15 protein-coding genes, 1 tRNA gene and 1 pseudogene are annotated in these 21635 nt (G+C 53.5%); 7 read left to right on the forward strand and 10 right to left on the reverse strand.

What is annotated here, in order from left to right:
• The 5 genes from astB to AXE65_RS09635 are packed head-to-tail and all read right to left on the reverse strand — an operon-like array spanning position 1 to position 6102.
• Entirely contained in the window at positions 1–1347 is a 1347-nt protein-coding gene (gene astB / locus AXE65_RS09615) for an N-succinylarginine dihydrolase (protein WP_068391447.1), read from the reverse strand.
• On the reverse strand, positions 1347–2816 hold the full coding sequence (gene astD, locus AXE65_RS09620; protein ID WP_068391450.1) for a succinylglutamate-semialdehyde dehydrogenase: 1470 nt from the start codon (positions 2814–2816) through the stop codon (positions 1347–1349). Before astD ends, astB begins: the two co-directional genes overlap by 1 nt.
• Complete coding sequence (gene astA, locus AXE65_RS09625; protein ID WP_068391453.1) at positions 2813–3853, reverse strand: arginine N-succinyltransferase; 1041 nt, start codon at positions 3851–3853, stop codon at positions 2813–2815. The genes astD and astA overlap by 4 nt, the downstream gene beginning before the upstream one ends.
• A 15-nt stretch (positions 3854–3868) precedes the next feature.
• Positions 3869–4882 (reverse strand): arginine N-succinyltransferase, encoded by a 1014-nt coding sequence (locus AXE65_RS09630; protein ID WP_068391456.1) that lies wholly within the window; start codon positions 4880–4882, stop codon positions 3869–3871.
• 5 nt (positions 4883–4887) lie between these two features.
• Positions 4888–6102: an aspartate aminotransferase family protein gene (locus AXE65_RS09635; protein WP_068391460.1), complete on the reverse strand. Its 1215-nt coding sequence runs from the start codon at positions 6100–6102 to the stop codon at positions 4888–4890.
• A gap of 201 nt (positions 6103–6303) precedes the next feature.
• On the opposite strand from AXE65_RS09635, the gene AXE65_RS09640 reads away from it, so the two are divergent.
• Together AXE65_RS09640 and hrpA are read left to right on the forward strand one after the other, a co-directional pair.
• A tRNA-Leu gene (locus AXE65_RS09640) sits at positions 6304–6389 on the forward strand.
• A gap of 493 nt (positions 6390–6882) precedes the next feature.
• Entirely contained in the window at positions 6883–10782 is a 3900-nt protein-coding gene (hrpA, locus tag AXE65_RS09645) for an ATP-dependent RNA helicase HrpA (protein ID WP_068391463.1), read from the forward strand.
• On the opposite strand, the pseudogene AXE65_RS09650 reads toward hrpA, so the two are convergent.
• Positions 10693–11888 (reverse strand): annotated as a pseudogene (locus tag AXE65_RS09650) (RNA-guided endonuclease InsQ/TnpB family protein). The gene hrpA and the pseudogene AXE65_RS09650 overlap by 90 nt on opposite strands.
• Between AXE65_RS09650 and AXE65_RS09655 the strand changes: the two are divergent.
• The 5 genes from AXE65_RS09655 to cmoB all read left to right on the forward strand — a co-directional run bounded on the left by AXE65_RS09655 (position 11883) and on the right by cmoB (position 16561).
• Complete coding sequence (locus AXE65_RS09655; RefSeq protein WP_239685071.1) at positions 11883–12065, forward strand: type II toxin-antitoxin system RelE family toxin; 183 nt, start codon at positions 11883–11885, stop codon at positions 12063–12065. The pseudogene AXE65_RS09650 and the gene AXE65_RS09655 sit on opposite strands and share 6 nt — an antisense overlap.
• Before the next feature lie 202 nt (positions 12066–12267).
• A complete protein-coding gene (locus tag AXE65_RS09660; protein WP_068391468.1) occupies positions 12268–12888 on the forward strand; it encodes a LemA family protein in 621 nt (206 codons plus the stop codon).
• A gap of 3 nt (positions 12889–12891) precedes the next feature.
• Positions 12892–14829 (forward strand): M48 family metallopeptidase, encoded by a 1938-nt coding sequence (locus tag AXE65_RS09665; RefSeq protein ID WP_068391471.1) that lies wholly within the window; start codon positions 12892–12894, stop codon positions 14827–14829.
• A 32-nt stretch (positions 14830–14861) separates the two neighbouring features.
• Positions 14862–15599, forward strand: a complete 738-nt coding sequence (cmoA, locus tag AXE65_RS09670) for a carboxy-S-adenosyl-L-methionine synthase CmoA (protein ID WP_068391553.1) — start codon at positions 14862–14864, stop codon at positions 15597–15599.
• A complete protein-coding gene (gene cmoB, locus AXE65_RS09675; RefSeq protein ID WP_153015444.1) occupies positions 15599–16561 on the forward strand; it encodes a tRNA 5-methoxyuridine(34)/uridine 5-oxyacetic acid(34) synthase CmoB in 963 nt (320 codons plus the stop codon). Before cmoA ends, cmoB begins: the two co-directional genes overlap by 1 nt.
• Positions 16562–16570: 9 nt before the next feature.
• Here the strand turns inward: cmoB and AXE65_RS09680 are convergent, their stop codons facing one another.
• The 4 genes from AXE65_RS09680 to AXE65_RS09695 form a co-directional block, all read right to left on the reverse strand.
• Entirely contained in the window at positions 16571–18172 is a 1602-nt protein-coding gene (locus AXE65_RS09680; protein ID WP_068391476.1) for a peptide chain release factor 3, read from the reverse strand.
• Positions 18173–18340: 168 nt separating this feature from the next.
• Positions 18341–19792, reverse strand: coding sequence for a bifunctional 2-methylcitrate dehydratase/aconitate hydratase (locus AXE65_RS09685; protein WP_068391478.1), 1452 nt, complete (start codon positions 19790–19792; stop codon positions 18341–18343).
• A 52-nt stretch (positions 19793–19844) separates the two neighbouring features.
• Positions 19845–20747 (reverse strand): DNA adenine methylase, encoded by a 903-nt coding sequence (locus tag AXE65_RS09690; protein ID WP_068391481.1) that lies wholly within the window; start codon positions 20745–20747, stop codon positions 19845–19847.
• A complete protein-coding gene (locus AXE65_RS09695) occupies positions 20744–21595 on the reverse strand; it encodes a type II restriction endonuclease (protein WP_068391484.1) in 852 nt (283 codons plus the stop codon). Before AXE65_RS09695 ends, AXE65_RS09690 begins: the two co-directional genes overlap by 4 nt.
• Positions 21596–21635 lie beyond the last annotated feature (40 nt).

Consider the following 21635-nt stretch of genomic DNA (forward strand, 5'->3'; position numbering starts at 1 on the left):
TTAATCCAATTGAAACGGATAAACCGAAGCCAACTGCAATAGTTGGCTGAGTTCATCCAGAGCCGTGCGGCATTCAATCAGCAATTGCGGATCGGCTAAATCGGCAAAAGTTAAACGGTCGCGGTAATGTTTATTGACCCAAGCGCTAAGTTTTTGATAAAGCGCTTCATTTAAAAGCACCGCCGGATTAACAGCGATAAGTTGGTTTTGCGTTAAAGCCACGCGAAGACGCAAGCAAGCAGGGCCACCACCATTTTGCATGCTTTGTTTAAGGTCAAAGAATTTAACTTCAGCAATCGCGCCATTAGTTTCCAGTAAAGCCGATAGATACTGTGCGACACGAGGGTTTTGTTGACATTCTTCGGGCACAACCAACAACGTACGGCCATCTAGACGGGTTAATAGTTGGCTATTGAATAAATAAGAAGAAACGGCATCGGCCACACTCACCGCCTCTGTGGGTACGCAAAGCGGTTGCAATTTCCCGCCGCTTTGGCTGAGTTTTTCGGCAAGTTCAGCCAGCACTTTTTCGGTGTCTAAAAAAGCCTCTTGGTGATAAAACAAAACTTCACCATTAGCCACGGCGATGACATCGTTATGAAAGACGCCCTGGTCAATCACTGCCGGGTTTTGCTGCGCGTAGACGACCCGGTTTTCTGCTAAACCATGCAGGCGAACAATCGCCTCGCAGGCTTCCAGCGTTTGCCGCGCCGGATAACGGCAAGGCTGTGGGCAGCTTGCGTCAAAGGCGCGGCGTCCGTAGACAAAGAGTTCCACGCCCGGCAGGCCGTAGTCTTTGCACAGGCGGTTGTGATTGGCCGCACCTTCATCAGCAAAGTGCAAAACGGACGGCAGCGCCCGGTGGTGGGCAAACTGCGTTTCGTTTTGAAAAATCGCTTTAAGCAGGCGGCTGGTGGTTTCGTGCTCCAGTGCGCGGTGAAAATGGCTATTTAAGTTGGCGGCGGTGAAGTGCACGCGGCCATCAATAGTGTCTGGCCCGGGACTTACGGTCGCGGCATTGGCCGTCCACATGCTGGCGGCAGAACTGACCGCTGCCAGCACTTTGGGCGCTTGTTTGGCGGCTTGCTCAATCACCCTACGGTCACTGCCGCTAAAACCCAAACGGCGCAAAGTGGCGACCGATGGACGCTCTTGTGGAGCCAATACGCCTTGCACAAAGCCTAAATCGTGCAGCGCCTTCATTTTGGCCAGCCCTTGCAGCGCGCTAACGCGAGGATTGGCGATTTGTTCTTTATTGCTTTGCGAGGCGACATTGCCAAAAGCAAGGCCGCTGTAGTTGTGGGTAGGGCCTACCAAACCATCCAGATTAAGTTCTACCGACGGCATCACAGAGAAACCCCTGGGCTTAGGGCTTTGGGCAGGGAAAGTTGCTCGCTTTCCAAGGAAGCGACCGGAAAGGCGCAGTAATCGGCGGCGTACCAAGCGCTGGCGCGGTGGTTACCGGAGGCACCAATGCCGCCGAAGGGCGAAGCGCTGGCGGCACCTGTTAATGGACGGTTCCAGTTAACGATACCGGCGCGGCTTTGCCGCCAAAACGCTTCAAATTGCTCGCGCGTGCCGCCCAAAAGCCCGGCGGCAAGACCATAACGGGTGGCGTTGGCCTGTGCTACGGCGTGCTCAAAATCGCGGTAACGCGCCACTTGCAGCAATGGGCCGAACCATTCTTCATCGACCCGCTGGTCTTGAGCTATCGGGCTGATGTCGATAATACCCGGCGAAAGCTGCGCTTGACGTGACCCTTGCACCTGCATCGGTAAAATGGCTTCAGCGCCTTGTTCCAGCAATTGCTGCTGCGCCGCCAATAGACCGCTGGCCGCTTGTTCAGAAATCAGCGTCCCGATAAAGGGCTGCGGGTCGTCATCAAAAGCACCGAGTTTCAGTGCGGCGCTGGCCGTTTTCAACCTGTCAAGCAGCGCATCGCCAAACTCACCGATCGGCAGCAGCAGGCGGCGGGCGCAGGTGCAACGCTGTCCGGCGGTAATAAAGGCGGACTGGATAATGCAGTAAACGGCGGCGTCCATATCCTCCATCGGCAGCACAATCAACGGGTTATTACCGCCCATTTCCAGCGCGAGGATTTTTTCCGGCTGACCGGAAAACTGCCGGTGCAGCAAATGACCGGTGCGACTGGAGCCGGTAAACAGCAGTCCGTCGATGTCAGGCTCGGCGGCGAGTGCTTCGCCGGTTTCCCGCGCACCTTGCAGCAGGTTTAAAACACCTTCGGGAAGACCGGCTTCAATCCAGCAGCGCACGGTGAGTTCGGCAACTTTAGGGGTGAGTTCGCTGGGTTTAAACACGACCGTGTTACCGGCCAGCAGTGCAGGCACGATATGCCCGTTCGGTAAATGTCCGGGGAAGTTGTAAGGCCCGAAAACCGCCAGCACGCCATGCGGCTTGTGGCGCAATACGCTCTGTGCATCGGCCAGCTTGCCGTGCTTTTCACCACTGCGCTCGGCCTGGCTTTGGATGGAAATAGCGACTTTCGCCTGCATGCTGGCAACTTCCGTCTGCGCTTCCCACAAGGGTTTGCCGGTTTCTTCGCCGATACAGCGGGCGAGTTCATCCGCATGATTTTTAAGGCAATCGGCAAAGGCTTGCAGCTTTTCGATACGCGCAGGAAGCGCCAAGGCCGCCCAAGCGGGGAAGGCTTTGCGAGCAGCCGCGACCGCCTGGCTCACTTGCTCGCCACTTGCCGCTGCGCCCTGCCAGATAACCTCTGCAGAATAGGGATTAAGCGAGTCAAACGCCCTGCCCTGCCCGTCCTGCCAGTGACCGCCGATAAACTGTGTGCTCATGCTTGCTCCGCTTGTTTGTTGTTTCTTGGGATGGAAAGGCTGACCGCTCGCGCGCTATCGCCGCCTGCAAGGCCAAGTCTTGTGGCCGTCTCGTCGCTTACCCGCAGGCGGCTGCCCTCAATTTGCGCGGGGGCGGCGGTAATGCGGCAGTCCTGCAACTTTCGGTTATGGATAAGGTATTCGGCGGCGTTATCCGCCGGTTTGCCGATGACCAGTTCCAACACGCGGCTTTCACGGATGGCACGTAAATGCTGAACGTCGGCCTCAATCGCAGGTCCGCCGTCGAAAATATCCACATAACCTTGAAAGCCAAAGCCTTCGGCTTTAAGCATGGCGAGCGCGGGTTCCGTGCTGGGATGGACTTTGCCGATAACGGCGCGCGCGGCTTCCGATAAAAAGCAGGTATAGAGCGGGAACTTAGGCATCAGTTCGGCGATAAAAGATTTATTACCGATGCCGGTTAGATAATCGGCCTCGCTAAATTCCATTTTAAAAAAGTGCCGCCCCAAGCTTTCCCAAAAGGGCGACAAGCCGTTTTCATCGGATACGCCACGCATTTCGGCGATCAGCTTTTGGCTGAATAATTCGGCAAATTCGGCGATAAATAAAAATCGCGCCTTCGATAGCAGCCTGCCATTGCTGCCGCTGCGTCCATCCGGGTGCAAAAACAATGAGCAAAGTTCCGAATTGCCGGTTAAATCATTGCCCAAAAATAAAGTGGGGATTTCACGGTGAATATTCAGCGCTTGTGAGGCGCACACGGTAAGACCTACGCGAAAGTTATACCAAGGTTCGCGCAGCCCGACCGCTCCGGCAATCGCCGAGATGCCCTGCACCTCGCCACTGTTATCTTCCAGCACAAACAGGTAATCGGCATCGGCACGCTTTGCCTCGCCGTTAAAGGTTTTGCACGCCCATTCCAGGCGGTGCGAAAGCCTGCCTTCATCGGCGGGTAAAGTGGTTAAGCCCGCACCGGTGCTGGCGGCAAGTCTCATCAAGGCGGGCAAATCAGTGGCAGTAACCGGTCGAACCAGCATGGTTTACATCCTTTATTAGAGCTCTACGGCACGCAGTGGGTCGCCCTCGTTAATGGCGAGCATCTGCAGGGCTTGTGGCGGCAGCAGCAAAGCGCCCGCTTCAGGCGCGGTTTCTACGCACAGGGCGCGAAAGTCGCGCAATTTGCCATTGCAGACCAGATAGGGTTTGGCCGCTGCGGGTGCTGCGCTGTTTTTCGCTAAAAAGCGCTGACTTTGCGCCATTGAACGAATGGCCGTGGTGCGCGCAAGCAGACAGGGACCTGCGGTAAACGGGTCGATATAACGCTCGGTTTCAAAACCTTCGCGGCTCAAAATATCAAAAGAAAGCTGCGCCCCTGGATGCACTTCGCCTATGGCCGCTTGCGCTTCATCCGGCAAAAGCGGCACGTAGAGCGGATAGTGCGGCATCAGTTCGGCCAAAAAGGTGCGGTTTTGTCTAGCACACAGCCGTTCGGCTTCTGCATAACTCGTATCAAAGAAATGACGCCCAACCGCCTCCCAAAACGGCGAACGGCCTTGCTCATCACTAAACCCGACGATTTCGGCCACCAGCGTATCGGCAAAACGTTCCGGGAAACTGGCGGCAAACAGCAGGCGCACGCGGGAAATGAGTTCAGCCTGCGCCGTTTGTGCAAGCGAGGGGTCGATATAAAAACTGGCCAGCAGGCTGCTGCCGGATAAGTCGTGACAGAGCGAGAGCACATGAATGCGATTTGATATCGACAGCGCCCGTGAGGCGTGGACAAAGGTTTCGTTGCGAAAGTTGTAAAACGGCTCACCCGCACCTGCCGTTGCGACTATCGCCGAACAACCGAAAAGCCGCTGGTTTGTGCTGTCTTCAAGAACAAAAAAATAGCTCTCTTCACCGGCAAAGCCTACTTCGGCGGCAAAGGCGGCTTCGGAATCGGCAATTTTTTTGGCGAGCGGCTCGCCGTCATCCGGCAGCGAGGTCACGCCCACCAAGCTGCCCGCAGCCAGCCTCTTGACTTCGGGCAAATCAGAAAGCCGCGCCGGGCGTACGTACAACATGATGGTCAGTCCTGCCTGCTTAGGGTTTTTTCCAACCGCGCCAGTCCTTCATCAATATCCGCATCGGGGATAATCAGGCTCGGTGTAAAGCGCAGCACATCCGGGCCTGCTTGCAGCAGCATCAGCCCGTCTTCGGCAGCGGCTTTGACCAAGTCACGCGCCCTACCCTTCCAGTCTGCCGTAAGCTGCGCACCAATCAATAAGCCCATGCCGCGAATTTCGCTGAATATCCGATATTGTTCAGCCATTTGCTGCAAACGCGCCTTAAACTGCTGGTGCTTGGCTTTAATCCCGCTCAGCACTTCGGGCGTATTGATAATATCCAGCGTCTTGAGGGCAACCGCACAGGCCAGCGGATTGCCGCCGTAAGTGGTGCCATGTGTGCCGACTTTGAGATGCCCGGCAATCTCCGCTTTGGTCAACATGGCACCGATGGGAAAGCCCGCGCCCAAGCTCTTGGCGCTAGTTAAAATATCCGGCGTTACCCCGTAGTGCATGTAGGCGAACAATTCACCACAACGCCCCATACCGCTTTGCACTTCGTCAAACACCAACAACGCCTGATGCTGGTCGCACAGTTCGCGCGCCGCTTGCAAATAGTCGCGTTGCGCGGGCAGCACACCGCCTTCACCCTGCACCGGCTCTAGCACCACCGCGCAGGTTTTGGCGGAAATGGCTTCTTTGAGCGCGGCAATATCGTTAAACGGCACATGGCGGATACCTGCGATTTTCGGCCCAAAACCATCGGAATACTTGGGCTGCCCGCCGACATTAACGGTAAACAGAGTGCGCCCGTGGAAGCTCTCGCTGGCGGCGATAATCTCGTACTTATCCGCGCCAAAACGCTCCGCCGCAAAGCGCCGTGCGAGTTTAAAGGCGGCCTCGTTGGCCTCCGCGCCGGAATTGGCAAAAAACACACGCTCCGCAAAGGTGGCCTCGACCAGCTTTTTAGCCAGCCGCAACGCTGGTTCATTGGTAAACACATTGGAGACATGCCAGAGCTTGCCCGCCTGTTCAGTCAGCGCCTGCACCAATAAAGGATGCGCATGCCCCAGCGAATTGACCGCAATACCGCCAGCAAAATCAATTAGTTCACGCCCGCTCTGGTCAATCACCCGCGAGCCTTGACCGCGTACTGGAATAAAATCCACCGGCGCATAGTTCGGCACCATGTAACGGTCAAAATCGTCTCTTGAGACGGGATTTTCTGCACTCGACATCGCGCGCCACTCCTGGCAATTCTTGTTAAACGAGCGTCGATTGTAAGTCGCCGCCCGCTTGCCGCCTTGCCTTGAAGCGACAAGTTGTTACAGCGCAGCCTACTGCACGTCCCACTAAAGCGCATCATCAGTGCAATAGAAATTGGCAGGAACAGTGGATTGACCCGCTTAACGCCAATCCCTATACTTCGCGCCCATCGTGCCTCGGTGGCGGAATCGGTAGACGCGGCGGATTCAAAATCCGTTTCCGATAAGGAGTGGGAGTTCGAGTCTCCCCCGAGGCACCAAAATAGATTACAAAATAAATAACTTAAAGAATTTATTAGGCGCTTTTTGGGCTTACTCAATTTCCCCTGCACTGATTAAGCGTTACTTACCCAATCGCGCGGCTTCACAGGACAGTCTGGCTATTCGTCTTTGCTCAGCTTGTGCAAGCAAGTTGGCAAGCACGGCGGTGCGGGCGCGTTCTGCTTTGCAGTTTGCGGCAGTGGGGGGCGATGGGCGTATTGCTGGACGAGGTGGTGCAGGCGGTTATCAAAAGCAGCGTGTTCAGCACCAAGGTCTTTCCCGTTTCAAACGCGAGCCACGCTGCTGCTCAAAATTTCGCCAGACCCAGCGCAGCATGCAGCCAATCGGTACAACCTTGGCAAATGCACAGGTGACGTATGGCGAGATTTTGAGCGCAGCCCGAAGCGACGGGATAGATTTTTGAATACTGTTTCCGTTTAGCTAAAGCCTAAATCTGCCACAATCGCGCCCCGCAAAATCTGCTGTGTTCCGATGACCTATTTTGAACAACTCTCACAAACCCGTCTGCTTGACCGCCCGAAACTAACCCTTGAGCTTGAGCGTTTAAAGCGCAAGGCAGGTGGCGAGCAGTGGGCGTGCTGGCAACAGCGCTGTGCGGCTTCAATGGCGCTGGTTGAGCAAAGGCGTGCCAGTGTGCCAAAGCTTGACTATGACGAGGCGCTGCCGATTGCGGCGAAGCGCCAGGCGATAAAAGAGGCGCTGCTTAAGCATCAGGTGCTGATTATTGGCGGCGAGACGGGATCGGGAAAAACCACGCAATTGCCGAAAATCTGCCTTGAAGCGGGCCTCGGTTGCTATGGCTTGATTGGTCACACGCAGCCGCGCCGTTTGGCTGCGCGTAGCGTGGCGGCAAGGATTAGTGAAGAAATTGGCGGCAATGAGTTGGTCGGCTATCAAGTGCGTTTTGAGGATAAAACCTCGCCGAATGCGCTCATCAAGCTGATGACCGACGGCATTTTGCTTGCCGAAATCCAGCAAGACCCGGACCTTTTAAATTATGAGTGCATCATTGTCGATGAGGCGCATGAACGCTCGCTGAATATCGATTTTCTGCTGGGCTATCTGAAAACCCTGCTGGCGCGGCGCTCCAATCTCAAGCTGATTATCACTTCGGCGACTTTGGAACTGGAGCGCTTTAGCCAGCATTTTGCCGCTGCGCCGATTATTGAAGTCTCTGGCCGCAGTTATCCGGTAGACACCTGGTATCGCCCGCTGCTTGCTGAACAGGATGAAGGCGGCGAGCGTTTGTCTGACGAGCGTGATACGGCGCAGGCGATATTGGCCGCACTGGATGAACTGTCCGCCTTTGAGCGCGGTAGTGGTAAGCGTCCGGGCGATGTGCTGGTATTTTTGCCGGGCGAGCGGGAAATCCGCGAAGTGGCCGCCGTATTGCGCCGTGCCGATTTGCGTTTTTGTCACATTCTGCCGCTGTACGCCAGGTTAAGCGCGGGCGAGCAGCAGAAGATTTTTGCGCAAGCGGCGGGGCGCAAAATTGTGCTTTCGACCAATGTGGCGGAAACCTCGCTGACCGTACCCGGCATTCGCTATGTGATAGACGCAGGTAGCGCCCGTATCAGCCGCTACAGCTACCGGCGCAAGGTGCAAAGGCTGCCGATTGAGGCCATCTCGCAGGCGAGCGCCAATCAGCGCAAAGGTCGCTGCGGGCGTACTGAACCTGGCATTTGCGTGCGCCTTTACAGCGAGGCGGATTTTCTTGCCCGACCCGAATTTACCGAGCCGCAGATTTTGCGTACCCATCTGGGCGCGGTCATCCTGCAAATGCTGCATTTGCGCTTGGGTGATGTGCAGGCCTTTCCCTTTATCGACAAGCCCGATGGCAAGGCCATCCGCGATGGTTTCAAACTGCTTGAGATGCTGGGCGCGGTCAATGATGATGAGCGTTTAACGCCTTTGGGCAGGCAGCTTGCCCGTCTGCCGATTGACCCCAGAATTGGCCGCATGGTACTGCAAGGAGCCCGTTTGGGCAGCTTGGACGACGTGCTGATTGTGGCGAGTGCGCTTTCCGTGCAAGACGCAAGATTACGTCCGCCCGAAAGCACGCAAGCGGCAGACCAGGCGCAAGCTAAGTGGAAGGACAAGGATTCGGATTTTGCCAGCCTGATTAACCTCTGGCGTGACTATGAGCAGCAGCGCCAAGATTTAGGCAGTAGTGCGCTGCGCACCTGGTGCAAAAAGCACTTTTTAAGTGAACTGCGACTGCGCGAATGGCGCGATGCGCACCGCCAACTGCGCTTGCTTGCCCGCGAACTTAAGTTGGCCAATGATCCCATGTTAGGCGCGGATCACTACGCCCGTCTGCATCAGGCGATTTTAAGCGGCCTGCTCGACCAAATTGGGCAAAAATCCCCGGATAACAAGGACAAAGGCGATTATTTGGGCGCACGCGGCTTGCGCTTTTGGCTGCATCCTTCAAGCAGCCTTTCGCGTAAAAAGCCCGATTGGCTGATGAGCGCAGAACTGACCGAAACCAGCCGCCTCTACGCCCGTCTGCTGGCACGTATCGACCCCGCTTGGCTGGAAGCGCTGGCCGCGCCGTTGATCAAGCGCAGTTACAACGAGCCGCATTGGGAGAAAAAACGCGGGCAACTGGTCGCCTATGAACAACTCTCCCTGTTTGGGCTGATTATCGTGCCACGTCGCGCCGTGCATTACGGACCGATGGAACCTGCATTGGCGCGTGAACTGCTGATTCGTCAAGGCTTGGTAGAAGGCGAGATAAACAGTCGCGCGCGCTGCCTTAGCGCCAATCGGGAGCTGCTTAAGCGCTTGGATGTGCTGGAAGCCAAAGCGCGGCGGCGCGATATTTTGGTCGATGACGAGCAGCTTTTCGCCTTCTACGACGCGCGGCTGCCGCAGGACATTATCCAGGCGGCGAGTTTTGAGCGCTGGTACAAAAAGCAAAGCCAAATCGAGCCGGATCTACTGATCATGCGCGAGGCCGATTTACTGCAAGAAGCGGCCAGCATCGTCAGCGCCGCACACTATCCCGACGAATTAACCCTTGGCGCATTAAAACTGCCACTTTCTTATCAGTTTGAGCCGGGGCATCCACGCGACGGCGTGACCCTGCGCGTGCCTGCTCCGTTGCTACGCCAGTTGCCCGCCGAACGTTTGCACTGGCTGGTGCCGGGTCTTTTGCAAAACAAGTGCCTTGCGTTAGTGCGAGCCCTGCCCAAGGCGCTGCGTAAAAACTTTGTCCCCGCGCCGGATTTTGTTCGCGCCGCGCTGCAATCGATGAGCTTTGCCGAAGGTTGCTTAACCGCCGCCTTAGGTAGGGAGCTACAGCGGATGACGGGCGTTGCTGTGCCGCCAGAGACTTGGCAAACAGCAGAAGCGGTGCTTGAAAACCATCTTTTATTTAATATCGAAGTGACCGATGAAAACGGCAAAGCGCTGGGTGAAGGGCGCCATTTGGACGAACTGATCGAACGTTTTGCACAGCAGGCGCAGGCCAGTTTGCGCCCGCCGCCACAAGCGCTAAGCGAGCACAGCGCGGTACAGGCCAAAGACTTTGCGCTAAAAGCAGAACAAACGCAGTCCGTCGGCGGCTTAAATATGCCGGTCTTTCCTGCATTGATGGAGCAAGGCAGCGAGGTCATTGAGGCGGTATTTGCCACTCAAGACGAGGCGGATATTCACCACCGCCACGCCTTGCAGCGCCTGCTGTTACAGCATTTAAGTGCGCAAGCGGCTCATTTGCGCAAAAACCTGCTGCGCCGTAGTGAATTGGGGCTGCTCTACCGCGAATACGGCCGATTGGAAGCCTTGGTGGAAGATATTCTGCTCGCCAGCGTCGATCACTGCATGCTGGCCGCTACTCAGCCATTGCCACGAAGCAGCCAAGCACTACTTAATCTCGCCGAAAGCCGCCGCAGTGATTGGCAGGCATATACCGAACAACTCGCCGCGTTAACTTTGCAAATCCTTAAACAAGCGCAGGGATTGCGCCCGCGGCTATCCGGCAAAATCAACCTCGCGCATGCCATGTCGTTGGCCGATATTAAACAGCAGTTAAAGGATTTAATTTACCCGGGCTTTATTCGGCAAACACCGGGCGAATGGTTAACACAATTACCGCGTTATTTAACTGCGATAGAAAAACGCCTTGAAAAACTGCCCGGCCAATTAGTGCGTGAACGCCTGTGGACAGCCGAGCTTTGCAATCTGCGCGAGCAATACCAAGCACAAGCCAGCAAAGCATTAGCGCCGAATCCGTTATTGGCAGAATACCGCTGGTTATTGGAGGAATACCGTGTTTCGCTATTTGCGCAAACCCTGGGCACGCGCAGTACGGTTTCCGCCAAACGTTTGCAGAAACTCTGGCAGCAGTTGACATCCTCCCCTTGCTAAGCAAGTAAGATTCCTACCGCGTCCAGCGAGGCATTTGCCCGGCTGAATCACCTCGGCGGGTTCCTGCTGCTGATCCCCTACATCAGGATTCACTTCACAGGCGAACCGGGCATGTCCTGCCCTTAATACGTTGATCGCGCCGACGATGTCGGCATTGTTTTCATAGCTGCATTCGACACACGCGAAATGCGCTTGCGTCCGGCGATTGTCTTTTGAGACATGCCCGCATGCAGGACAGGTCCGACTGGTATTTTGCGGCGGCACCGCTATCAGCATCCCGCCGTTCCAATCCAGCTTGTATTGCAACTGCCGCCGGAACTCGAACCAGCCTTGGTCGAGTATGGCTTTGTTCAGCCCTGATTTGGCTTTGACGTTGCGCCCCGGCGCTTCGCTCGTGCCTGCCGCCGATTTCGACATATTGCGTACCTGCAAATCCTCAATACATACCATCGCGTGGTTTTGGCTGATGGCGGTTGTAGCTTTGTGCAGGTATCGTGGCGGGCGTGGCCGATGCGAGCATGCAGGCGCTGAACCTTGCGTTTGGCTTTCCTCCAATTACTGCTGAATTTCTCCTTTCGGCTCAATGACTGCTGAGCCTTCTTCAGCGCCGTTTCATGCCGCTTGAAACTATTTAACGGCGCAAGGTAGCTGCCGTTCGAGAACGTGGCGAAACGGGCAATGCCCATGTCGATGCCGATAGCGCTGGTGGCTTCGGGCAATGGCTGATCCACTTCCCGCTCGGTCTGTATCGACACAAACCACTTGCCCGCCCGCAGCGATACCGTAGCGTTGCGCACTTGACCCTGAATATTTCTGCTGTTGCGGTACCGTAGCCAACCCAGTTTGGGTAGAAATATCCGGCTATTCGCTTCATCGAGCTTGATTTGCTGCGGCTGCGGATAGCGGAAGCTGCCCTGCACGCCTTTCCTTTTGAACCGTGGAAATTCCGCCCGTTTGGCAAAGTAATTGGCATACGCCCGTTCCAGGTCTTTGAGCGATTGCTGCAAAGTCTGCGCAGGCGAGAACTTCAACCAGGCAAGCTCGCGCTTCCACGCAGGTAGCAGATTTGCCAGCAGCATGCTCGCCGCATCCTGACTTTCTTGCATGAGCGCGTGGCGCCGCTGGATGACCCACGCAGCATTGGCCAAGCCCTCAAGGGTTCGCGCCTTGGCATCTATTGGAAATACCGCGTCGGGGATTACCGCATCATCAGCAGCATCGAGGACGACGCCTTACGCACCCTCGTTGTTCGCATCGGCAACCGGCACGACCTGTACCGATGAAGTTTCACCGACTTGCCAGCATCTCGGCTTCATAGACCATTAGCAACCCGTGCATAAGTTAGTTTGGCATGCTGCTTTCAGGAATGGGAATCAAGGGAAACCATATTGATTTTGGAGTTTAGACGAGAAGCCTGACCTAAACACGCCTACCAATACGCCTATCTTTTGTTATCCTAGGCGATTGCCAACAGGAGGGAAACGCATGGCTTCAGCACTCAACGCCATTTTTGGCTTTCTATTGATTGTCTTGTTGCTGGTGGTAGTGCTCGCCGTTATTGGCGTGCTGCTCTACAACGCCTTGGTGCAGGGACGCAATGCCTGGAAAAACGCCTTTGCACAGATAGACGTACAACTGCAACGGCGCTTTGACCTTATCCCCAATCTGCTGGAAACCGCCAAAGCCTATATGGCGCACGAACGGCAGACGCTGGAAGCCGTCACTGCTGCGCGTAACACGGCGCAAGCGGGGTTAAATGCCGCGCGGGAAAACCCCGGCAATGCCGGAGCAATGGCACAGCTTGCTGCCAGCAGCGGCGTGCTCGATGGCGTATTGGGACGCTTGATGGTGGCGGTTGAAGCCTATCCCGACCTTAAAGCCAACCAAAACATGATGCAGCTTAGCGAGGAGCTTTCCAGCACCGAAAACCGCGTCGCTTTTGCCCGTCAGGCCTATAACGACACGGTGATGGACTACAACAACCGCTGCGAGAGCTTTCCGTCGAACTTAATTGCCGGGATGTTTAAGTTTGCGCTGGCAAGCCCCTTGGAAATTCCCGCCGAACAGCGTGAACAAGTCCGCCAAGCGCCAAAAGTGACTTTTTAACCCGTGAATTTTTTTCAACACCAAAAGCAGGCGCGGCGCAGCACCCTCCTGCTGGTGGGGTTGTTTATTGTTGCCGTACTGGTGATTTGTGCGCTGATAGGCGGTTCGGCTTGGTGGGTTTTGGACAAGACTTACAGTGCGCAGCGAGCTTCCCACACACTGAAGTGGGGGATTATCTGGGGCGCGAGTGCGCTGGTGCTGATAGTGCTGGGATCCTTGTCGCGGATTTGGCAACTGCGCCAAGGCGGGGCGCGCGTGGCGCTAGAAATGGGAGCCGTGCCCATTTTGAGTGATACCCGCGTGCCATTATTAAAGCGCCTTTACAACGTCACCGAAGAAGTGGCGATTGCCTCGCGCGTGCCCATGCCGCGTCTGTTCTGGTTGGAAAACGAAGCGGGTTTAAACGCCTTTGCCGCCGGTTACACACAAAACGATGCCGCCGTGATAGTCACTCGTGGTCTGCTGGAGCGGCTTAACCGCGACGAACTACAAGCGGTGATTGCGCACGAGTTCAGCCATATCCAAAACGGCGACATGCGCCTTAATATCCGCTTGATTGGCTTGGCACACGGTATTTTGGTGATAAGCCTGCTGGGCAAGGGCGTGCTTGAGCGGCAAAACCGCCTAAGCGCTCGCCAAAAAGAGGTAGCGGCTCTTGCCATGGTGGCGCTGCTTCTCATCATTATCGGCAGCATCGGCGTACTCTTTGCCCGCTTGATAAAAGCCGCCATCTCGCGCCAGCGCGAGTTTTTGGCCGATGCCTCGGCGGTACAGTTCACCAGGCAAAAAGACGGCCTGGCCGGGGCGCTTAAAAAAATCGGCGGCTTAGAACAAGGCTCCTTTTTGCAAAATACCGCTGTTGCTGAAGAAGTCAGCCATATGCTGTTTTCCCAAGGGTTGAAATCAACCGACTGGTTCGCCACCCATCCACCGCTTTTGGAACGCATCCGCCGCCTGGAGCCGAGTTTTCGTCCAAGCATGCTCGATAAACTACGCAAGGATTGGACAAACAACCCGCCGGACGGTTTGGCCGAAGATAAGGCTTTGGGCTTTGCCAGCCCAAGCACCACCATTAGCGAAGAAGGCGCGGGTTCCGCGCCTGTTGTGCTCAATCCGGATCCTGTAAAAACCTCAAACACAGCGCCGCTTGCCAGTGACTTACGGCGGCAAAATCGCTATCAGCCGCCCACTGAGCTGCCTGAAGCGTTACCTAACCTTGCGCATGACGAAGCGAGCGCGCCGTTTTTATTGCTGGCACTGCTGCTCGATAGCGAAGAGGGCATCAGCCGCAATCAATACGATGCCATTGAAGCGCAATGGGGTACCGAGAGCGTCTTTCGCGTGCGCGAGCTGTCACGCAAAGTGCTGCAATCACTGTCACTTAGCCAGCGTCTGCCGCTTGCCATTATGGCCTTCCCCGCACTGCACGGTTTAAGCGCCCCAAAACAGCAAGCCTTTAGCCGTTGTATGGAGGCGGTAAGCCATGCCGATGCGCATATCAGCCTGTTTTCCTACTGCTTGTCGCGCCTGCTGCAAACGCAAATCCGCAGTTTGCAAAATCCACGCGAGCGCCTGTTTGGCAAGCGCAAACTGGCTGAGGTTAAAGAACCCTTAGCCACTTTGCTTGCCGTGGTCGCCTGGGCGGGTAATTTAAATAACCTGGATGCGGCGCGGCGCGCTTGGCTTGCGAGCTGGCATCAGCTTTTCCCCACGGATAACCGTCGCTATCAAGCGCCGGATAATGTACTGGTGCTGGATAGCGTCTGGCAGCCGCTCGATAGGCTCGATGCCATCGGCAAAGAACTGCTGCTTGAGGCGGTCATTACCTGCATCCGCCACAACCGCATGCTCAATGTGGCCGAAGCCGATTTGCTGCGCACCATCTGCGGCATCCTCCATTGCCCATTGCCACAACTGCTGCAAACCGGTTATGGGGGCTAAAATAAGCGCTTTTCGCCGTGAATGCTCCCATCGTGACTGACCAACCCGACCGGCTGTTTGCCAAACCCCTTAATCCCGTACCCGATTTCGCCTTTAACCAGGATGTGGCACGGGTATTTAACGACATGATTCGCCGTTCCGTGCCGGGCTACCTGCTACTGGTCGAACAAATCGGCCTGCTGGCCGCGCGCTTTGCCAAGCCAAACAGCCTGCTTTACGACTTGGGCTGCTCGCTGGGAGCGGTCACTTTTGAACTGCGCAAAATTAAAGCCAGCGGCGCACGGGTTATCGCGGTGGATAATTCTGCCGCCATGCTGGAACGCTGTCGTGCAAATCTTGCCTTCACTGCAAAAGACCATCCGTTATTGCCGGTAGAGCTGGTTCAAGCGGATATTTTGCAACTCAAATGGCAACCGGCTTCTGTGGTGGTCATCAACTTTACCCTGCAATTTATCCCGCCGGATCAGCGCCTTTCCCTGCTACAGCGCATCAGGCAAAATCTTATGCCCGGCGGCGTGCTGATTTTGTCGGAAAAACTGCGCTTTACCGATGAAAGCACCGAGCAACTGCTGACCGAACTGCACCTTGATTTCAAACGCAAAGGCGGCTACAGCGAACTCGAAATCGCGCAAAAACGTGACGCACTGGAAAACGTGATGCAGCCAGACAGTTTGCAAACCCACCAACAACGCCTGCTGCAAGCGGGTTTTAGCCAAGTGCATCCGTGGTTTCAATGTCTTAACTTTGGCTCGATATTGTCGGTGGCCTGATGAATGCACTTGACCTGCCCGGCCTTAAAACGCATCTTGCCGGTACTTCCCTAAAGCCTTTTATTGCCGCTTTGGATACACCGCTTGCGGCAAAACTCGCCGAAGGCCACGGCGACCTAAAACGCTGGCAAGCGGCGCTGGCCGCACTGCCTGCGCTTAGTGCCGAGCAAATCGAGCTGAGCGGTTCGGTGCAAGTCCTCTGTCGCGCGCAAAGCCACCAGCAAGAGGCACTTAAAGCCGCGCTTAAAGCGCTGATGCCTTGGCGCAAAGGTCCGTTTAACCTGTTTGGCATTGCGGTGGATGCGGAATGGCGTTCGGACTGGAAATGGGCGCGGCTTATCCCGCACGTGGATTTTCGCGGCTGCCGCGTGCTGGATGTCGGCTGTGGCAACGGCTACTTTCTCTGGCGCATGCTGGGCGCAGGAGCCGATTGCGTGCTGGGCATCGACCCGGGCTGGCTCTATCTGTGCCAGTTTCTTGTACTAAAACGTTACCTGCCACAGTTACCCGCCTGGCAACTGCCGCTCGCGCTGGAAGACCTGCCACTGCCTGCCGCCTTCGACAAAGTGTTGTCAATGGGCGTGCTCTACCACCGTCGCTCGCCCATCGATCATCTGCTGGCGCTCAAAGATTGCCTGAAAAGCGGCGGCGAACTGCTGCTGGAAACCTTGGTCATTGAAGGCGACGAACAGCAAGTTCTGCTCCCCGAAGACCGCTACGCGAAAATGCGCAACGTCTGGTTTATCCCTTCCGCCTCCGCGCTTAAACACTGGCTTAAACGATTAGGCTTTATCCACATCCGCTGCCTGCACTGCGCGCCCACCAGCACCGCCGAACAACGCCGCACCGAGTGGATGCAATTTGATTCGCTGGCGAACTTCCTAAGCCCCACCGACCCGACACGCACTATCGAAGGCTATCCCGCTCCAAAACGCGCTTTATTACTGGCGCAAAAGCCTTGAGGGTTATTTTTAGTGATGTTCCCGCGTTGCGCGAAACTCGATATCCGGCCAGCGCTCTTGCATCAGCGCAAGATTAACCCGCGTGGGCGCGAGGTAGGTTAAATGATCGCCGCCGTCGAGCGCGAGGTTCTCACTGGCTTTGTCGGTAAACTCTTTGAGTTTTTTAGCATCCTTGCAGTTAATCCAACGCGCCGACCAAAGATTAACCGCTTCAAAGGCACATTCGACGCGGTATTCTTCTTTTAATCGACTGGCGACCACATCAAATTGCAGCACACCGACCGCGCCCAAAATAATGTCGTTATTGCGCTGCGGAAAAAACACTTGCGCCTGGCCTTCTTCGGCCAATTCTTGCAGCCCTTGGCGCAGTTGTTTGGATTTAAGTGGGTCTTTTAAACGCACACGGCGGAATAATTCCGGTGCAAAGTGAGGAATGCCGGTAAAACTTAAACGTTCGCCTTCGCTAAAACTGTCGCCAATTTGAATACTGCCGTGGTTGTGCAGGCCGATAATATCGCCGGGGAAGGCTTCATCCAGTTGCTCGCGCTCGCTGGAAAAAAACGTTAGCGCATCGGCAATTTTGACTTCTTTACCCAAGCGTACATGATGCAGCTTCATGCCTTTTTGGTAGCGACCCGAACAAATGCGCAAAAAAGCAATGCGGTCACGGTGGCGCGGATCCATATTGGCCTGGATTTTAAAGACAAAGCCGGAAAATGCCGTTTCATCCGGCGCAACTTCGCGCGTTTGGGTTTGTCTGGGTAGTGGCGCGGGAGCCGCATCAGCCAAGCAATCGAGCACTTGGTCTACGCCAAAGTTGCCAAGGGCGGTGCCAAAAAAGACCGGGGTGAGTCTTCCGGCTAAAAAGGCTTCTTGGTCAAAGAGATGGCAAGCGCCTTGCACCAGTTCCAGTTGTTCGGCGAAAGTCGCCCAGTCATCGCCCAGATATTCACGCGCTTCGGCGGAGTTTAGTCCGTCAATGCACTGTGCTTGGCTGCGCTCACTGCCAAGCCCGGCCTGATAGAGGTAGAGGCGGTCTTGTGCAAGGTGATACACGCCTTTGAAGTCTTTGTAGCAACCGATCGGCCAGGTAATGGGCGCGGCCTTGATGGAAAGCACCGCCTCGATTTCATCCAAAAGCTCTATCGGGTCTCGAATATCTCGGTCTAACTTATTGATAAAGCTTACAATTGGCGTGTCGCGCAGACGGCAAACCTCCATCAGCGCAATGGTGCGCGCCTCAACGCCTTTGCCGCCGTCAATGACCATCAAGGCGGAGTCCACCGCCGTTAGCGTGCGGTAGGTATCTTCGGAAAAGTCCTCATGCCCGGGGGTGTCGAGCAGGTTAATCATCCGCCCTCGATAGGGAAACTGCATGACCGAGGTGGTAATGGAAATGCCGCGCTGTTTTTCCATCGCCATCCAGTCCGATGTGGCGTGGCGGTCGGCCTTGCGCGATTTAACGGAACCTGCCACATCAATCGCTTTGCCCATCAGCAGCAGCTTTTCAGTAATGGTGGTTTTGCCCGCGTCCGGGTGGGAAATAATGGCAAAGGTGCGGCGTTGCTCGGCTTCTTTGCGGATTTCATCCGCAAGCGGGGATTGGGTCATGCAGAGTATGGAAGGCTAAGAAAACGGCGCACATAGTAGCCGATTTGAGCCAGCCCGGTAAGCCGAAGAGCCGCCCATTTAAAGGATTCTCGCAGTACATTTAATCTTGTGCGGGACTGAACGCAGCCACATTGTGGCTGCGTCGGGACAGGGGAGAGGAAAAGCGCGTTAAATCACAAACAAATCCACATACTCATGCACCAGCATGGCCTCTAACGTGGATTGCTCCAGCGATACTTTGATGATGCGCTGTTGTTGTTTTTCCGGAAAGCGCCGTGCCAGATTGGTGCGAAATTTCGCTTCCAGCAGCGGGATACCTTGTTCGCGGCGGCGGCGGTGGCCGATGGGGTATTCGACAACGACTTCATCCAAGCGGCTACCGTCGTTAAATTCCACGGTTAAGGCGTTGGCGATGCTGCGTTTTTCCGGATCGTGATAGTCACGGGTGAACTGTGCGTCTTCTACGCAGTGGATTTTCGCGCGCAATGCGTCAATACGTGGATCGGCGGCGACTTTGTCTTCATAATCGGCGGCTGTGAGATTACCAAAAATCAGCGGTACGGCGACCATATATTGAATGCAGTGGTCGCGGTCGGCGGGATTATTTAACGGGCCGTGTTTATCGATAATACGAATGCAAGCTTCGTGGGTGCGGATGGTGATTTTTTTAATATCCTCGGTGGTTTTACCCAAGGCTTTTAATTGCCTGTGTAAAGTAACGGCCGCTTCTACCGCCGTTTGGCTATGAAACTCTGCCGGAAAGCTGATTTTAAACAGTACGTTTTCTGCGACATAACTGCCATAAGGGCGCTGGAATTTAAACGACTGGCCTTTAAAAGACACATCGTAAAAGCCCCAGGTTTTTGCGCTTAATACCGATGGATAACCCATTTCGCCGGTTTTTGCCATTAACGCCAAACGCACCGCACGGCTGGTCGCATCACCGGCGGCCCAGCTTTTGCGCGAACCGGTATTGGGCGCATGGCGATAAGTACGCAAACTTTGCCCATCGACCCAAGCCAACGAAACCGCCGCTAAAGTTTCTTCGCGCGATAATCCGAGCAATCCAGAAACCACTGCGGTGGAGGCGACTTTAACCAACAAGACATGGTCAAGGCCGACTTTATTAAAAGAGTTCTCCAGCGCAATCACGCCTTGGATTTCATGCGCTTTAATAATGGCGGTTAATACATCACGCATCAGCAGCGGTGGTTTACCAGAGGCGACGGCGATACGGCTTAACCAGTCGGCAACGGCCAAAATACCGCCCAAGTTATCCGATGGATGCCCCCATTCAGCAGCCAACCAAGTGTCATTAAAGTCGAGCCAGCGAATTAACGCGCCAATACTAAAAGCCGCTTGTATCGGGTCAAGCTGAAACTGCGTGCCGGGTACTTTGGCACCATTGGGAACAACCGTTCCTGGCACCACCGGGCCGATGAGTTTGCAGGCGGCGGGATATTCCAAGGCTTCCAAACCGCAGCCTAAGGTATCCATCAAGATATTACGCGCGGTGCTGTAAGCCAGTTCCGAGTTGATTTGATAATTTTGCACATAATCGACAATGGCGATAAGTTCTTTATCCCATTCGGGACGGATATTGCTGATCTGGCTGGACATGTTTTAAAGCTCTCTTTGAGGTGAGTTCAAGGAAGATAAAAAGTGTTTTTAGTCAGGTAAAAAGGACTGGCTGCTGATTAATATCAGCAATATGTTCGGTTTTATGCGTTATTTTAGCAGCATAGTTTAGCACCATCGCTTCAGTCATCGGATTTCTATTTTTTAATTCTCCTCCCACATGGTAAAAATGGTCGCGCGTCATAATAGAATAACCATCCCACAACATATCTATGTATTTATTTTTTCTAAAATCATTATGATGCCATGTGGAAAGTATGAATTTAGCGGGCGAGGCAGACAACAGTTTAAATAAATTTATTTCATCAACTTCATTCCAGCGATTATAGTAATCGGCATGCCGGTCAATATAAGGAGGGTCACAATAAATAATATCGCCTTCTCGTGCAGACAGGATTGTTTCTTCAAATCCTTGACATTGAAAGTCAAATTCTTTTGACTTAAACAATTTTGATAAATAAATTATTTGGTTGACTATTTTTGTTATATAGGCTTGCGTAAATCTTTTGGGATTTCGACAAAATGGAATATTGAAACCACCTTTACCGTTAAACCTGATCATTCCGTTAAATCCAGCTCTATTTATAAACAAAAAATCAAGAGGAGAATGGTTTTCATTAAATCTATCTCTTATTGAATAATAATGGATTTCTCCTTTTTCATGAAGAATATCGCCTTCCTTTCTTAGATATTCTCTTGCCATTTCTGGAGTTAAAGTGTCGTTGGCAACAGATGAATAAAAATTTATAACATGGGGATTTGTATCACAAAGAAGCGCTCTTTTATGAGCTAAATTAAAAGCAACAACCCCTGTCCCCATAAAAGGTTCTATCCATCGTCCAGTAAAATTTTCTGGAATGACACTGCTTATCCAGGGAACCAGTTTTGTTTTTATCCCTTGTGACTTTATCGGTGGAATTTTTACCTTAAAGCTCATGCCCTTTTACCTTTTGTATTTTTCTTTGACACAATGAGGGCGGTATCACCTTTTCTATATTTGACAAAATCTTTCAGTTTTGAGATTTTCCGCGTTTCGCCATTTTCATCGGCAATCGTTATTTTTCTATAGTTCATCCAGTAATCATCAAACCATTTTTCACCTAATTTTGCAAACATACCATTGCCTTTTACAATATCTGCAATGTTATTGATACTGCCAATATTTGCCGTATTACCGCTACCACTTTTGTCACTGGCAATACGCCATTTTTCTACAAAGAAAATCTGAAAATTTCCTGCTACTGAAGCAATGGAAGAAAGCGCATCCATAGTAAATATTTTGGTTTCATCTATCTGGCTTTCCCCTATTCGATCATAAATTATTCCCAGGCAATAATGTCCAGAATATGATCCATAAGGAAATTGTATATTTTTTGTACTCGTTCTTTCTTCAAAATATTTTCCATGAGAACCCAATGTGAAGCCATTGCATAAGTGTGGCTTGTCGGCTCTTCTGTAAGTTGTTTTAAAATCAACAGCAAATCGTTTCGGATTTTCACCATCAGTAATGAAAGATATATCAGGATAGTAATTCTGATGTTCTGCAAGCACCATCTTGTATCCATGTTTTTTTGCAAAATCAAGCAGCTTGGGGAATATGTGTATCTCAAGAATTTTTGATATTATTTTTGTATCATGAGATATGGTGTATATATTTTTATATAAGTCAATAAATCCTTTAACTGACCATTGGCCATCTGAACTGCTAATATATTCAGCAAGACCAGAAACAAAATCAGTAAAGGCTATTTCAAACTTCGCTTTTTCGCCAGTTATATTTTTCATATCTATAATAGTACTTGCCTTTGTTTAAATATCATTAACC

It is taken from the genome of Ventosimonas gracilis (genome assembly GCF_001580025.1).
Taxonomy (GTDB): domain Bacteria; phylum Pseudomonadota; class Gammaproteobacteria; order Pseudomonadales; family Pseudomonadaceae; genus Ventosimonas; species Ventosimonas gracilis.

Excerpts from the sequence above, each read along its gene's own strand:
- astB (WP_068391447.1), bottom strand. The coding sequence starts at position 1,347 with ATGCCGTCGGTAGAACTTAATCTGGATGGTTTGGTAGGCCCTACCCAC.
- AXE65_RS09660 (WP_068391468.1), top strand. The coding sequence starts at position 12,268 with ATGGCTTCAGCACTCAACGCCATTTTTGGCTTTCTATTGATTGTCTTG.
- AXE65_RS09695 (WP_068391484.1), bottom strand. The coding sequence starts at position 21,595 with ATGAAAAATATAACTGGCGAAAAAGCGAAGTTTGAAATAGCCTTTACT.
- AXE65_RS09630 (WP_068391456.1), bottom strand. The coding sequence starts at position 4,882 with ATGTTGTACGTACGCCCGGCGCGGCTTTCTGATTTGCCCGAAGTCAAG.
- AXE65_RS09690 (WP_068391481.1), bottom strand. The coding sequence starts at position 20,747 with ATGAGCTTTAAGGTAAAAATTCCACCGATAAAGTCACAAGGGATAAAA.
- AXE65_RS09680 (WP_068391476.1), bottom strand. The coding sequence starts at position 18,172 with ATGACCCAATCCCCGCTTGCGGATGAAATCCGCAAAGAAGCCGAGCAA.
- AXE65_RS09635 (WP_068391460.1), bottom strand. The coding sequence starts at position 6,102 with ATGTCGAGTGCAGAAAATCCCGTCTCAAGAGACGATTTTGACCGTTAC.
- astD (WP_068391450.1), bottom strand. The coding sequence starts at position 2,816 with ATGAGCACACAGTTTATCGGCGGTCACTGGCAGGACGGGCAGGGCAGG.
- AXE65_RS09685 (WP_068391478.1), bottom strand. The coding sequence starts at position 19,792 with ATGTCCAGCCAGATCAGCAATATCCGTCCCGAATGGGATAAAGAACTT.
- hrpA (WP_068391463.1), top strand. The coding sequence starts at position 6,883 with ATGACCTATTTTGAACAACTCTCACAAACCCGTCTGCTTGACCGCCCG.
- astA (WP_068391453.1), bottom strand. The coding sequence starts at position 3,853 with ATGCTGGTTCGACCGGTTACTGCCACTGATTTGCCCGCCTTGATGAGA.
- cmoB (WP_153015444.1), top strand. The coding sequence starts at position 15,599 with ATGAATGCACTTGACCTGCCCGGCCTTAAAACGCATCTTGCCGGTACT.